The organism is Crossiella sp. CA-258035 (assembly GCF_030064675.1).
Lineage (GTDB): Bacteria > Actinomycetota > Actinomycetes > Mycobacteriales > Pseudonocardiaceae > Crossiella.
In genome coordinates, this window is sequence record NZ_CP116413.1 from 116,000 (window position 1) to 129,126 (window position 13,127).

Sequence of the window (13,127 nt, forward strand, 5' to 3'; positions counted from 1 at the left end):
CTGGGTCTCTACTAACGTCCCGAGCCAACACCCTCAGCGAGGAGGCCGGATCGTGAGCATCACCGAGCGGCCGCAGACGGGCGGAGCGCCAGACCCGGAAGTCTGGAGCGCTGTCCAGTCCGGCCCTGACTTCACCGAACTGCGCAGGCGGCTACGCAGGTTCGTGTTCCCGATGACCGTGCTGTTCCTCAGCTGGTACCTGGTGTACGTGCTGCTGGCCGACTACGCGCACGGGTTCATGAGCACCAAGCTGGCCGGCAACATCACCGTCGGCCTCGTGCTGGGCCTGCTCCAGTTCGTGTCCACCTTCCTGATCACCACCCTCTACGTCCGGCACGCCAACAAGCACCTGGACCCGGCGGCCGAGCGGATCAGGGAACAGATCGAAGGGGGCGACAAGTGAGCGCGCCGACAGCGGTACTGGCCCAGGGCGAGGCCACCGGCTCGCCCGTGCTCAACATCAGCATCTTCGCCGGGTTCGTGGTGATCACGCTGATCGTGGTGTTCCGGGCGAGCAAGAACACCAAGTCCGCCGCGGACTACTACGCCGCGGGGCGGGCCTTCACCGGGCCGCAGAACGGCATCGCGATCGCCGGTGACTACCTCTCCGCCGCCTCCTTCCTGGGCATCGCGGGCGCCATCGCGATCTACGGCTACGACGGCTTCCTGTACTCCATCGGCTTCCTGGTGGCCTGGCTGGTGGCGCTGCTGCTGGTCGCCGAGCTGCTGCGCAACACCGGCAAGTACACGATGGCCGACGTGCTCAGCTTCCGGATGAAGCAGAAGCCGGTGCGCACCGCGGCCGCGCTGTCCACGCTGGCGGTGTCCTTCTTCTACCTGCTGGCGCAGATGGCGGGCGCGGGCGGACTGGTCGCGCTGCTGCTGGGCATCACCGACAGCTGGGGCCAGGCCATCGTGATCGCCATCGTGGGCGCGCTGATGATCCTGTACGTGCTGATCGGCGGCATGAAGGGCACCACCTGGGTGCAGATCATCAAGGCGGTGCTGCTGATCGTCGGCGCCGGCGTGATGACCCTGTGGGTGCTGGGCATGTACGGCTTCAACCTCTCCGCGCTGCTCGGCGCGGCGGTGGAGAACAGCCCCAAGGTCGGCGAGAAGCTGCTCGGCCCCGGCCTGCAGTACGGCAAGAGCGGGCTGACCCAGCTCGACTTCGTCTCCCTCGGCCTGGCCCTGGTGCTGGGCACCGCGGGCCTGCCGCACATCCTGATGCGCTTCTACACCGTGCCCACGGCCAAGGAGGCCCGCCGCTCGGTGGTCTGGTCGATCTGGCTGATCGGCATCTTCTACCTGTTCACCCTGGTGCTGGGCTACGGCGCGGCCGCGCTGGTTGGACCCGACCGGATCCTGGCGGCGCCGGGCAAGGCGAACTCGGCGGCCCCGCTGCTGGCCTTCGAGATCGGCGGCACGCTGCTGCTCGGCTTCATCGCCGCGGTCGCCTTCGCCACCATCCTGGCGGTGGTGGCCGGGCTGACCATCACGGCCTCGGCCTCCTTCGCGCACGACATCTACGCGAACGTGATCAAGAACGGCCAGGTGGACGACAAGAACGCCGAGGTCAAGGTGGCCCGGCGGACCGCGGTGGTGATCGGCATCGTGTCGATCCTCGGCGGCATCCTGGCCAACGGGCAGAACATCGCCTTCCTGGTCGCGCTGGCCTTCGCGGTGGCGGCCTCGGCGAACCTGCCGACCATCCTGTACTCGCTGTTCTGGAAGCGGTTCAACACCACCGGCGCGCTGTGGAGCATCTACGGCGGCCTGGGCAGCACGGTGTTGCTGATCGCGTTCTCGCCGGTGGTCTCCGGCCGGGCCAACTCGATGATCACCGGGGTGGACTTCCACCTGTTCCCGTTGGACAACCCCGGCATCGTCTCCATCCCGCTGGCGTTCCTGCTCGGCTACCTGGGCACGGTCTTCAGCAAGGACCCCGGAAACGACGCCAAGTACGCCGAGATGGAGGTCCGCGCGCTCACCGGCGCGGGCGCCGAGAAGGCCACCCAGCACTGAGAAGTCGATCTACAAGAAGGCGGTCTCCCCAGGTGGGAGGCCGCTTTTCTTGTGTCACAGACTTTGTGACATTTCGTGACAGGAACTGCACAGACTTCGAGCGGGTCGCGGTGCAACCCTTGGTTCCTCCCCGGCGTATTAGGCAGCAGACCGGGTAGTTCACGAGGAGGCAGGAGCTTGGCGCGACGCGATGACGGCTTCGCCGAGTTCTTCGCCGCTCGGTTCGACGCGGCGCGGCGGATCGGGTACGCGCTGTGCGCGAACTGGTCGGAGGCCGAGGAACTGGCGCAGACCGCGTTCGTGCGGGTCTACGCCCGCTGGCCCAAGGTGCACCGGGAAACCGCGGACGCCTACCTGCGCACCGTGCTCACCAGGGCCTTCCTGGACACCAAGCGGCGGGGCAGGGCGCGCGAGCACGCGGTGGCCGAGGTGCCGGACCAGCCGGTGGAGGCCGACCACGGCGCGGCCGAGGAGCGCGCGGCGCTCACCGCCGCCCTGCAACAGGTGCCGCCCCGCCAGCGCGCGGTGCTGGTGCTCCGGTTCATCCAGGACCTCTCGGTCGAGCAGGTGGCCGAGGCGCTGGGCTGCACCACCGGCACCGTGAAGAGCCAGACCGCACGTGGACTGCAGACGTTGCGGGCCGCCTACCATGCCGCCAACGGCACGGACGGGGCGCCCGGATCAGGCCAGACCCCGCCGCCGCTGTTGTCGGCAGGGCGCTGAATGGGAGGTACGGAGGCGGTGAACGAGATGTGGCACGACGAGCAGGACGTGCGCAACGCACTCCAGCGGGTCGTGGACACACCCGCGCCCGCGGTACGCACGGACTTGGCCGAGGTCGTCCGCCGCGGCCGGCGCCGCGTGCTGGTCACCAGGGTCAGCGCGGTGGCCGCCTCGGTGGTCGCCGTCGGCGTCATCGGCCTGGGCGCCACTGCGATCTCCGGCAACCTGTTCACCGGCGACCCCACCGCGCTGCCGCCAGCGGCCACCAGCGCCCCGGTGACCACCAGCAAGCAGTCCGAGCTCGACCTGCCGGGCTGGACCCAGCTGGAGGCCCCGGCCCGGACCAGCCTGCCGGAGGCGACCAGCACCACCGCGCTCACGCCGCCGGTGCAGTTCTGCCCGTCACCGCAACTGCCGGACCCGGTCGGGCGGGCGATCCTGCCGGAGCAGCGCTACCTGCCCACCTTCGTCGACGCGGTCACCGCGGCCAGCGGCGAGCGGGCCGCGGTCGCGTTCAAGAACTACGTCAACGCCAACCGGGGCCACCTGGTGGTCAACGTGGGCGGCAAGAAGGTCCCCGGCACCGTGCGGCTGGAGGCGGGGCGCTTCGGCGGCTCGGCCGAGCTGGCCGCGGAGTCCTACCGGTACAGCAGCGGGATCGGCTGCCAGGAGCCGCTGCGGCGGGTCCGCCCGGACGGCGCGATCCTGCAGCTGTACCCGGAGACCGACTACGGCGGCAAGCACCCCACCCGCCGGATCGGCGTGTACACCCCGAGCGGTCGCTTCTACAACGTCACCGCCACCACCGGCACCACCACCGACGACGGCAGCCCGCTGCCGCCGGCCGGGCCCGCTGGCTTCGAGGAGCTGCCGCTGAGCCAGGAGCAGCTGGCCAGGGTCGCCGAGGCCATGGCCGACCTCGGCTGAGTTCACGCTGCCGCCACACCGGGACATGGGAGTATCGCGGGGTGAACCCGTCTCAGGTGCCGGCCGTGGCAGCGCACGAGGTCCCGCAGGACGCCTACCTGCTCGACGTCCGCGAGGACGACGAGTGGAGCGCAGGGCACGCCGAGGGCGCCAAGCACATCCCCATGGGCCAGCTGGTGGAACGACTCGACGAGCTGCCCAGTGACGGGCTGGTGCACGTGGTCTGCCGCAGCGGCGGCCGCTCCGCCAGGGTCACCGCCTACCTCAACCAGAACGGCTGGGACGCGGTCAACGTCGACGGCGGCATGCAGCACTGGCAGGCCGCGGGCCGTCCGCTGGTCGGCGAGTCCGGCGCCGAGCCGACGGTGATCTGAGGCCGTGCAACCGATGCAGCCGATGCGGGTGGACTGGGTCGCCAGTCCACCGGTTCCGCTGCGCCCGTACCGCCCGCGCAGGCCCGAGCCGCACTACTCCGGCCCGCCCGCCTACCCGGCCCCGCCACGCTGGGGCTTCCCCGCGCTGACCTGGCGCTGGCCAACCGCGGTGCCCGGCGCGGACAAGCCGGTCGCCCAGCCGGTGGACCGGATGCGCGCGCTGGCCGGCAGCGCGCTGCCGCTGTTCTGGATCACCGGCGCGGCCGCCGCGTTCACCGCCGCGGCCGAGCTGCTGCGCTACATCCTGCTGCTGGTCAGCCGGAACGCGGTGCTGCCAGCTGGACTGCTGCACACCTCGGACGCCCTGGTGGTCACCGGCGGCGTGATCACCCCGGTCAGCGCCGCACTGGCCGCACTGGTCGGCATCCTGTGGCTGCTGCGCGCCCGCCAGGTCGCAGGCGAGCTCACCGGCACCCGCCCGGACCGGCCGAACTGGCAGGTCGTGGCCGGCCTGCTGATCCCAGGCGTCAACCTGCTGCTGCCCGGCGCCACCCTGGCCGAGCTGGAACACACCATCCTGGAGAAGCCGCCTGCCGAGCGGCCCAAGCCCTCCCGCGAGCTGTCCCAGTGGTGGCTCATCTGGGCGGTCAGCCTGCTGGTCTCCGGCATCACCCTGCTCTGGTCACTGCGCACCGGCGTGCAGGCCCAGGCCGACGGCGTGCTCTGGCACCTGGCCGCCGACGCCCTGCTGGCGCTGGTGGCCATCCGCTCGGCCCGGCTGCTCAAGCGCTACAACGCGCTGCTGGCTCCGGTGAACCCGGCGACGGTGCGGCGGTTTGAGCTGATCAGCGTGCGGGGCGCGGAACTGCCGTTGCTACCGCGCCGGGAACGTCCGAAGGACGCCGTGCGCTAGGCCGTCACCGGCAGGGTGCGCAGGCCGCGGATCACGAACTCGGCGCGGCGTTCCGGCTCTCCGGCCAGCTCCAGGGTTGGCAGTCGTCTGCGCAGGGCGTCCAGGATCGCGGTGACCTCGACCCTGGCCAGTGGCGCGCCCAGGCAGTAGTGGATGCCTGCGCCGAAGCCCAGGTGCGGGTTGGGGGAGCGGCCCAGGTCCAGGCGGTCCGGGTCGGTGAAGACCTCGGGGTCGCGGGCGGCGGCGCCGAGCAGGGCGGCGATCTTGTCGCCGGGCTGGAGGTGGTGGCCGGCGATCTCCACCTCGGCGGTGGCGGTGCGCTCGAAGAGTTGCAGCGGGGAGTCGTAGCGGATGAGCTCCTCGGCGGCGCTGGGCAGCAGCTCGGGTTCGGCGACCAGGCGGTCCCACTGGTCGCGGTGGCGCATCAGGGCCAGCACGCCGTTGCCGACCACGTTCACGGTGGCCTCGTGCCCGGCCATCAGCAGCAGCACCGCGGTGGCCACCAGCTCGTCGGAGGTCAGCCGCTCGCCGTCGGTGTCGGCCACCGAGACCAGGTCGCTGACCAGGTCCTCGCCCGGGTTGGCCCGGCGGTGGCCGATCAGCTCGCGCAGGTAGGCGACGAACTCCGCCGACGCCTGCTCCGCGGCCTGGCGGCGGTCCTCGGCCAGGCCGTACTCGTACATCTTCACGATCGTGTGCGACCAGGGCAGCAGCAGGTGCCGGTCCGGCGCGGGCACGCCGAGCAGCTCGGCGATCACCTCCACCGGCAGCGGCTCGGCCACCGTCTTGAGCAGGTCGGCCTGCTCGTCCACCGCGATCCGCGCGGCCAGGGTGTCCACCAGCTGGTCGGCCAGGGTGTTCACCCACGGGCGCAGCCGCTCGGTGTGACCGCGGGCGAAGGCGGTGGCCACCAGCCTGCGCAGCCTGGTGTGCTTGGGCGGCTCGTTCTCCAGCAGCGAGTTGCGGTGCAGCAGGTTGAACGCGGCGAAGCTGTCCACCGGGCAGGCGTCCTGCCACACCCGGCCCAGCGCGCGGTGCCGCAGCAGCGCGGAGCAGGCCGAGTGCGAGACCGCGACCGCCAGGCCCAGCTCAGGGTGCCAGTGCACCTCTCCCTCCGCCCGCAGCTGCGCGAACCGCGGGTACGGGTCGGCGATGAACGCCGGATCGTTCGGAGCAAAGGGAGACACGATCACCGACGGTAAGTCCTGGGCCTGTCACTCGTCCATCCGAGTGGCGAGTCCTGGGTAGAAATACGTGCTCGCGCCCCTGCTACGGTCCGGCAGATCACCAGTTTCCCTAGGAGGACCGGATGGCCAAGCGCACCGCGGCCAAGCGCAAGAACCAAGCCGCCGAGGGTGGCATCGGGCCGCGTCAGCCCTGTCCGTGCGGCTCCGGCAAGCGGTACAAGGCCTGCCACGGCGGTTCGGCCGCCGATGTGATGGTCATCCGGCCGTTCGAGGGCCTGGCCGCCGAGCCGGAGCTGATCGCGCTGCGTGAGTTCGTGCCCTCGGCCACCGCGGCGCTGCCGCTGGCCGAAGCAGGCGCCCGCCCGGTCACCGTGGCCACCGTGCTGCCGATGGCCGCCGCCGCACTGGTCCGCACCGACGGCGCCGCCTTCATCGGCCTCCAGGTGCAGACCCGCACCGGTGACATCAGCGGCGACCTGGCCCGCGCGCTGCGCTGGGCGCAGACCGCGGAGCCGGGCAACGCGCTGTCGGTGGCCCCGGCCGCGGCCGAGGGCGAGACCCTGCGCCTGCAGGACCTGCTGGTGCCGGACGCGCGCCTGGAGGTCGAGTTGCACGCCGACTTCTCCTGGTGGATCCCGGCCGACGCCGAGCAGACCGGCGACGTGGCGCTGTCCCTGGAACGGGCCAACGCGGCGATCATGCCCACCGAGCCGGTGGTGGCCGAGGGCGTGCACGCGGCCTACTGGGTGGACGCCGGGGACAAGGCGCACGTGCGCTGGGTCCGGCCGGAGCAGGAGGAGCGGCTGCTGGCCGCGCTGGCCCGGCTGGCCGTGCGCGGCGAGCACGACCTGGGCGAGGGCTCCCGCTACGCGGGCTCCTTCCGCGCGCACGGCCTGCTGGTGCCGGTGTGGGACGTGGACCGCGAGCAGCACTCCAAGGAGTGGGCGCAGCCGGCTTCCGCCCTCGGTGAGCGGCTGACCAGCGCACTCGCCTCCCTGGACGAGGAGCCGCTGTCCGAGGCCGAGCGCCGTTCCCGGGACGGCCTGCGCGGTCGTCAGGTAACGCTCCGGTAACGGTCCGATTGGTGTGGGCGCCAGGGCAACCCTGGCGCACCACCAGACGTGAACCTCATGTCGGCGGCCCGCGGTCGGGTCGCACGGAGGGGAGCGTCGGCGGTGGCGGCACCGGGCTGGGTCTTCGGGACGGGAGTGGGGCTGGCGCCCGCCGTGCCGGGTGTGGGGGAGATCGAGAACAGCGCGGCTGGGGGAGCCACGGTGCGGGAAGACTTCGGCGAGTTCGTCCGCATGTCCCTGCCGGGGCTGCTGCGCTACGGGCACGCGCTCACCGGCAACCCGCACGACGCCGCCGACCTGGTGCAGTCGGTGCTGGAGAAGATCGGCTCGCGGTGGCACACCGTGCTGCGGCAGTCGGACAACCCGGCCGCCTACGTGCGGCGGGCGATGGCGAACACGCACATCAGCTTCTGGCGCAGGGTGCGCAAGGAGAGCCTGGTCGCCGACCTGCCGGACGTGCGGTCCTACGTGCAGGCCGACCGGCTGGAGAACGAACCGCTGTGGCAGGCCCTGCGGGACCTGCCGCCGCGGCAGCGCGCGGTGATCGTGCTGCGGTACTACGAAGGGCTTTCCGAAGCCGAGATCGCGGAGGCGCTCGGAGTGAGCAAGGGCACGGTCAAGAGTCAGACGAGCAAGGCCATGGTGACGCTTCGCGGCAAACTGGGCTCACTGGTCGGAGGAGGGGATCAACGATGAACGTCGACGACGAGCTGCGCAGGCTCTTCTCCGACGATCGGCTGGAGCTACGTCCCCTGCCGGATGCCGAGCACGCGGTGCTCACCGGGGTCAAGCGCAGGCAGCGGCGCCGCAGGGCGGCCGTGGCCGCCACCGGTGCGCTGAGCGCGCTGGCCGTGGTGGCCGGCACGCTGGCCGTGCTGCAGCCGGAGCAGACCAACACGGTGCAGCCGGCGGACTCCACGTCGCTGACCTTCACCACCACGCCCGCGCCGACCTCGGTGGCCAGCAGCTCGGCGGCGGACCAGCCGAGCGCCACCAGCACCACGCCCAGTCGTGGCGGCAGCGGCGTCGGCTCCGGCCAGGGCACCCCGCCCAGCTCCTCCAGCAAGACGCCCACCTCGACCGTCACGCCGAAGATCTTCGGCACCGAGCAGATGGGCCCGGTGGCCTACCGGGGCCTGCGGCTGGGCATGCCCCAGGAGCAGGCGGTGGCCACCGGGCTGATCAAGCCCAACGCCAAGCCCGAGTCCAACACCGGCTGCTTCGGTTACGACTACGCGGGCAGCCCCAGGGCGGCGGGCTTCTACAGCGTGGTGATCTCCAAGGCCAAGGGCGTGGTGCGGATCAACGGCCGCGGCGACGAGCGGACCTCGGAGGGTATCGGCGTGGGCGCGCCGGTCGCCGACTTCGACCGGGTCTACCCGAAGTACGGCACCGATCACGGCGCGGTCGGCGAGCGCGTGGTCGCGGTTCCCGGCAATGCGGCGGCCAACTACTGGTTCATCATGCAGAACAACTCGGTCAAAGAGATTCGACTCGAGTTGAGAGAGCAGGACTGTTACCCATGACCCCTGGTCCCACCTCCTATCCTTGGGCGGGGATGGGTGACATGGGGGCTTGGTGGACGAGGATTTTGGCGAGTTCGTGCGGATGTCGCTGCCAGCGCTGTTGCGGTACGGGCACGCGCTGACCGGTAACCCGCACGATGCCGCCGACCTGGTGCAGTCGGTGCTGGAGAAGGTCGGCACCCGCTGGCGCAAACTGCTCCGCCAGGAGGTCAACCCGCAGGCCTACGTGCGGCGGGCGATGGCCAACACGCACGTCAGCCGCTGGCGCCGGGTGCGCAAGGAGAGCCTGGTCGCCGACCTGCCGGAGGACAGCCAGAGCTACGAGCAGGCCGACCGGCTGGAGAACGAGCCGCTCTGGCAGGCCCTGCGCGAGCTGCCGCCGCGCCAGCGCGCGGTGATCGTGCTCCGCTACTACGACAACCTGACCGAGGCCGAGATCGCCGAGTCCCTCGGCGTCACCAAGGGCACGGTGAAGAGCCAGGCCAGCAAGGCGATGGCGGCGCTGCGGCTCAAGCTCGGCGAGGACACCGGCCAGGACTGACACGGCGGCGCCCGTGGACCGGGTCGCGGTCCACGGGCGCCGGCCCGTGGTGGAAGCGGTGCTGGCTCAGAGGCTGCCGCCGGCCACCCGCGGCGCGGTCGGGTCTTCGCTGCCCTCGTCGCCGACGTGCTCGCGGGTCAGGAAGTCCTCGATGTTGAACAGGTTGTCGCCTGCCCGGTCCACGATGGTGAGCAGGGTCGACATGGCGGCGACCTCCTCGACCTGCTCCTTGAGGAACCACTGCATGAACTGCTCACCGAGGTAGTCGCCCTCGTCCCGCGCGGACTTGGCCAGCGCGGTGATCTCGTCGGTGACGTGCCGCTCCTGGTTGAGGGCCAGCTCGACCGGCTCGCGCACGGAGCTGAAGTCGTTGCGCACCTCGTCCACGCCGGGGATGGACACCGGGAGACCGTTGTCCAGCAGGTACTGGACGATCATCATGGCGTGGTTGCGCTCCTCCAGCGCCTGGCGGTAGAAGTGCGCGGCCAGGCGGGGCAGGTCCTTGGCGTCGAACCAGACCGCGACGGCGAGGTACTGCTGCGACGCGGTGAGCTCATTCCGGACCTGGGTCTGCAACAGCTGCTGGAACTTGGTGGTCGTGGTCATGCCGAAAAGAATACAACCGAATTCGCGTTTCCGCAGCTTAAGTCAGGTTTGCCTAACTTAGCCAAGCCTTTGCGAAACTCTCGTTAGGCTGGCTTGTGCAATTCCATTCCGTAATTGCGCGAGCCGTTTCCGCTGTAATCACCCGAGCGTGTCTCGCGCAATCGGGCAGGACATGCACCGAGGGCCACCACGGCCGGAGCCCAGCTCGCTGCCGGCGATCCGCAGCACCTCCACCCCGGCGTCCTCCAGCCGGGAGTTGGTCTCCACGTTGCGCTCGTAGGCCACCACCACGCCCGGCGCCACGGCCAGCGTGTTGTTGCCGTCGTCCCACTGCTCGCGCTCGGCGGTCACCGCGTCCAGGCCGGTGTCGATCACCCGCAGCCGGTCGATGCCCATCGCCTCGGCGGCCGCGCCCAGGAACGGCAGCGGACCGTCCACCAGCACGCCGCCGGAGCCGTCCGGGCGCAGCGGGTAGGCGGAGAGGGTCTCGCGCACCGCCGGGTACATCACCACCGCGTCCCGGTCGACCATGGTGCACACGGTGTCCAGGTGCATGGTGGCCCGCTCCTGCTCGATCGGCACCGCGAGCACGGTGTGCGCGAGGCCGTCGGCGAAGGCGGAGCGGGCGAAGGACTCCGCGCCGGCCGGGGTGGTGCGCTCACCGACGCCGATGGCCAGCACGCCGGGGGACAGCAGCAGCACGTCGCCGCCCTCCAGTGGCGCGGAGTGCGCCCCGTAGGCGCGGCCGGTGCGGCTGAACCTGGGGTGGTAGGCGTAGATCAGGTCGGTCAGCGCGGTCTCCCTGCTGCGCGCGGGCAGCGCGAGCGAGGTGATGGCCACCCTGTCCGCCACCCACACCGAGGAGTCCCTGGTGAACAGCAGGTTGGGCAGCGGGTTGACCGCGAAGTCGGTGGGCAGGTGCATCTGGCGGACCAGCGAGGCGCCCTCGGCGGCGGGCAGCTCCTCGAAGGTCATGCCCGCCATCAGCACCCCGGCCAGGTCCTTGGCCTTCATCCCGGTCAGGTGCGAGCGCAGCGCGTCGGCCAGGTCCAGGCCCAGCTGACGCTCGTCCACCGCGGAGTGCACCGCGCCGAAGCGGGCCCGCGGGTCGGCCAGCGCCTCCACCAGCACCTCGCCCAGCAGCAACACCTCCACCCCGCGCGAGCGCAGCGTCTCGGCGAAGGCGTCGTGCTCCAGCTGGGCCCGGCCGAGCCAGGGCACCCCGTCGAACAACAGCTGGTCGTTGTTACGCGGGGTGAGTCGTTTCAGCTCCGCGCCGGGCCGGTGCAACAGCACGGTGCGCAGCGGGCCGACCTCGCTGTCCACCCGGTGGATCGGCTCGGCGGCAGGGGTCTCGCTTGCGATCTGGTGGGCGCTCACGCAGCGGAGCGTAATGCTCTTGAAAGCTCCTGGCAGCGCGCTGATCAGAGGATTTCGGCTTGGATGTAAGGAGTCGAACCTCAGGAGGCGGATTGTGAACCAGGACACGGCCCCGAAGCGCGGTTTGTTGCGTCGTCCGGTCGTTTTGGTTGCGATTGTGATTGTCGCAACGGTTCTGGGCGTCGGTTTGTACCTGTTCCAGCCCTGGAAGCTCTTCACCAGCAGCACGGTCGACGAGGCCCTGCCCACCGGCGCGGTGGCGGAGGCCCCGGCCAGCCCGTCCGCCGGGACCCCGGCCACCAGCGCACCGGGCACGGGAGCGCCGAGCACGGGAGCACCGGGCACGGGAAGGCCAGGCGCGGACGGTCCGGGCGCGGGCGGCCCCGGCACCGGAGCGCCGGGGACCGGGCAACCGAGCGCCACCGCACCCCCCGCCCGGCCCGGCACCCTGGCCACGGGCGACTTCGTCTCCCAGGAGCACCCGACCAAGGGCAAGGCCGCCGTGCTGCGCCTGGCCGACGGCTCCCGGGTGCTTCGCCTCACCGGCCTGGCCAGTAGCGACGGTCCTGACCTGCACGTGTGGCTGACCGATCAGTCAGCGGGTGGCGAATGGGGCAAGTACGACGACGGGCGCTTCGTGAAACTGGGCAAGCTCAAGGCCACCCACGGCAACCAGAACTACGCCATTCCGGCCGACGCGGAGCTGGACGGCCTGCGCAGTGTGGTCATCTGGTGCGACCGGTTCAACGTCGCATTCGGTTCCGCCCCGCTCACGCTGTGACGCTCACCCGTTCGGGTAGCCTCCCCCGGAGTGACCGGGTCCGGAGGGAACGACGGAATGCGACAGGTTCGTGCGCTGTGGCACGTGTGCACCGCGGTTGTCGCGGTGGGAGCTCTCGCCAGCTGTGGCATCTTCGGTTCCCCGGCTGAGCCGGTGGACGCCCCGCCGCCGGGTGGCCCCAAGCTGACCGTCGGCATCAAGTTCGACCAGCCGGGGCTCGGCCAGAAGACCGGGGACAACAGCTTCGCCGGGTTCGACGTGGACGTGGCCCGCTACGTGGCCAAGGAGCTCGGCGTGCACCCGGGCAACATCACCTTCGTCGAGGCCAAGAGCGCCGAGCGGGAGACCCTGCTGGAACAGGGCAAGGTCGACCTGGTCGCGGCCACCTACTCGATCAGCGACGCGCGCAAGAAGAAGGTCGACTTCGCCGGGCCGTACTTCGTGGCCGGGCAGGCGCTGCTGGTCCGCAAGACCACCTCGGACATCACCGGGCCGGAGTCGCTGAACCAGAGCGACTGGAAGCTGTGCTCGGTGCAGGGCTCCACCCCGGCGGAGAAGGTCAAGCAGGCCTACGCCAAGAACGTGACCCTGCGGGTGTTCCCGTCCTACCCGGAGTGCCTGGTGGCGCTGGAGGACCCGGAGGACCCGGTGGACGCGGTCACCACCGACGACGTGATCCTGGCCGGGTACGCCGCCGCGCAGCCGGAGAAGTTCAAGCTGGTCGGCAAGCCGTTCTCCCAGGAGCGCTACGGCATCGGCCTGCGCAAGGGCGACGAGCGCACGCCGAAGGTGACCGCCGCGCTGCGCAAGATGGTTTCCGACGGCAGCTGGAAACGAGCCGTTGAAGCGAACATCGGAAAATCTGGCTATAAGATTCCTGAACCACCCGAGGTTCTCGACTCGCCATGACCTATAAGGGCCGGCAAAGCCCGACTGGTCCGCTGGAGTGATCCAAACCAACGATAGTCGGATGCGGTATCCGACCTTGGTTTGATCGGTACTCCCTCCCTGGGTTGAACTAATGTCCGCAGGGCTTGGAATTGGCTCTTTTACCCCTATCGTGTCGGCCAT

The 13,127-nt window shown here is 70.7% G+C and carries 15 protein-coding genes; 12 read left to right on the forward strand and 3 right to left on the reverse strand.

Annotation, left to right across the window (positions count from 1 at the left end):
* Positions 1-52: 52 nt before the first annotated feature.
* From N8J89_RS00530 to N8J89_RS00555, 6 genes are all read left to right on the forward strand, one after another.
* Positions 53-403: a DUF485 domain-containing protein gene (locus N8J89_RS00530; protein ID WP_283662423.1), complete on the forward strand. Its 351-nt coding sequence runs from the start codon at positions 53-55 to the stop codon at positions 401-403.
* Positions 400-2,025, forward strand: coding sequence for a monocarboxylic acid transporter (locus tag N8J89_RS00535; RefSeq protein WP_283662424.1), 1,626 nt, complete (start codon positions 400-402; stop codon positions 2,023-2,025). Before N8J89_RS00530 ends, N8J89_RS00535 begins: the two co-directional genes overlap by 4 nt.
* Positions 2,026-2,202: 177 nt before the next feature.
* Positions 2,203-2,748, forward strand: coding sequence for a SigE family RNA polymerase sigma factor (locus N8J89_RS00540; protein ID WP_252485659.1), 546 nt, complete (start codon positions 2,203-2,205; stop codon positions 2,746-2,748).
* 18 nt (positions 2,749-2,766) lie between these two features.
* Positions 2,767-3,675 carry a hypothetical protein gene (locus tag N8J89_RS00545; protein WP_283662425.1) on the forward strand — a complete coding sequence of 303 codons (909 nt, stop codon included), beginning with the start codon at positions 2,767-2,769 and terminating at the stop codon, positions 3,673-3,675.
* 65 nt (positions 3,676-3,740) lie between these two features.
* On the forward strand, positions 3,741-4,049 hold the full coding sequence (locus tag N8J89_RS00550) for a rhodanese-like domain-containing protein (RefSeq protein ID WP_283662426.1): 309 nt from the start codon (positions 3,741-3,743) through the stop codon (positions 4,047-4,049).
* Positions 4,050-4,062: 13 nt separating this feature from the next.
* Positions 4,063-4,962 (forward strand): DUF4328 domain-containing protein, encoded by a 900-nt coding sequence (locus N8J89_RS00555; RefSeq protein ID WP_283666041.1) that lies wholly within the window; start codon positions 4,063-4,065, stop codon positions 4,960-4,962.
* On the opposite strand, the gene N8J89_RS00560 is transcribed toward N8J89_RS00555, so the two are convergent.
* Entirely contained in the window at positions 4,959-6,152 is a 1,194-nt protein-coding gene (locus tag N8J89_RS00560) for a cytochrome P450 (RefSeq protein WP_283666042.1), read from the reverse strand. The two genes, N8J89_RS00555 and N8J89_RS00560, sit on opposite strands and share 4 nt — an antisense overlap.
* A gap of 119 nt (positions 6,153-6,271) precedes the next feature.
* Between N8J89_RS00560 and N8J89_RS00565 the strand changes: the two genes are divergently transcribed.
* The 4 genes from N8J89_RS00565 (at position 6,272) to N8J89_RS00580 (ending at position 9,289) form a co-directional block, all read left to right on the forward strand.
* Positions 6,272-7,222, forward strand: coding sequence for a DUF5926 family protein (locus tag N8J89_RS00565; protein WP_283662427.1), 951 nt, complete (start codon positions 6,272-6,274; stop codon positions 7,220-7,222).
* Positions 7,223-7,375: 153 nt separating this feature from the next.
* On the forward strand, positions 7,376-7,918 hold the full coding sequence (locus tag N8J89_RS00570; protein ID WP_502868469.1) for a SigE family RNA polymerase sigma factor: 543 nt from the start codon (positions 7,376-7,378) through the stop codon (positions 7,916-7,918).
* Positions 7,915-8,748, forward strand: coding sequence for a hypothetical protein (locus N8J89_RS00575; RefSeq protein ID WP_283662428.1), 834 nt, complete (start codon positions 7,915-7,917; stop codon positions 8,746-8,748). The genes N8J89_RS00570 and N8J89_RS00575 overlap by 4 nt, the downstream gene beginning before the upstream one ends.
* A gap of 49 nt (positions 8,749-8,797) precedes the next feature.
* Positions 8,798-9,289: a SigE family RNA polymerase sigma factor gene (locus N8J89_RS00580; protein WP_283662429.1), complete on the forward strand. Its 492-nt coding sequence runs from the start codon at positions 8,798-8,800 to the stop codon at positions 9,287-9,289.
* 66 nt (positions 9,290-9,355) lie between these two features.
* Here N8J89_RS00580 and N8J89_RS00585 read toward each other — a convergent pair whose 3' ends face one another.
* Both N8J89_RS00585 and N8J89_RS00590 read right to left on the reverse strand, forming a co-directional pair.
* Positions 9,356-9,895, reverse strand: coding sequence for a ferritin (locus N8J89_RS00585; protein WP_283662430.1), 540 nt, complete (start codon positions 9,893-9,895; stop codon positions 9,356-9,358).
* Between the two features lie 138 nt (positions 9,896-10,033).
* Positions 10,034-11,275, reverse strand: a complete 1,242-nt coding sequence (locus tag N8J89_RS00590) for an arginine deiminase (RefSeq protein WP_252485653.1) — start codon at positions 11,273-11,275, stop codon at positions 10,034-10,036.
* A 157-nt stretch (positions 11,276-11,432) separates the two neighbouring features.
* On the opposite strand from N8J89_RS00590, the gene N8J89_RS00595 reads away from it, so the two are divergent.
* Positions 11,433-12,056: a DM13 domain-containing protein gene (locus N8J89_RS00595; protein WP_283662431.1), complete on the forward strand. Its 624-nt coding sequence runs from the start codon at positions 11,433-11,435 to the stop codon at positions 12,054-12,056.
* A gap of 57 nt (positions 12,057-12,113) precedes the next feature.
* Positions 12,114-12,965 (forward strand): glutamate ABC transporter substrate-binding protein, encoded by an 852-nt coding sequence (locus N8J89_RS00600; RefSeq protein ID WP_283662432.1) that lies wholly within the window; start codon positions 12,114-12,116, stop codon positions 12,963-12,965.
* The last annotated feature ends 162 nt before the right edge of the window (positions 12,966-13,127 follow it).

Bases quoted from the DNA above. Each gene is read 5' to 3' on its own strand.
- N8J89_RS00600 (WP_283662432.1), top strand. From the start codon at position 12,114: ATGCGACAGGTTCGTGCGCTGTGGCACGTGTGCACCGCGGTTGTCGCG.
- N8J89_RS00565 (WP_283662427.1), top strand. From the start codon at position 6,272: ATGGCCAAGCGCACCGCGGCCAAGCGCAAGAACCAAGCCGCCGAGGGT.
- N8J89_RS00555 (WP_283666041.1), top strand. From the start codon at position 4,063: ATGCAGCCGATGCGGGTGGACTGGGTCGCCAGTCCACCGGTTCCGCTG.
- N8J89_RS00585 (WP_283662430.1), bottom strand. From the start codon at position 9,895: ATGACCACGACCACCAAGTTCCAGCAGCTGTTGCAGACCCAGGTCCGG.
- N8J89_RS00575 (WP_283662428.1), top strand. From the start codon at position 7,915: ATGAACGTCGACGACGAGCTGCGCAGGCTCTTCTCCGACGATCGGCTG.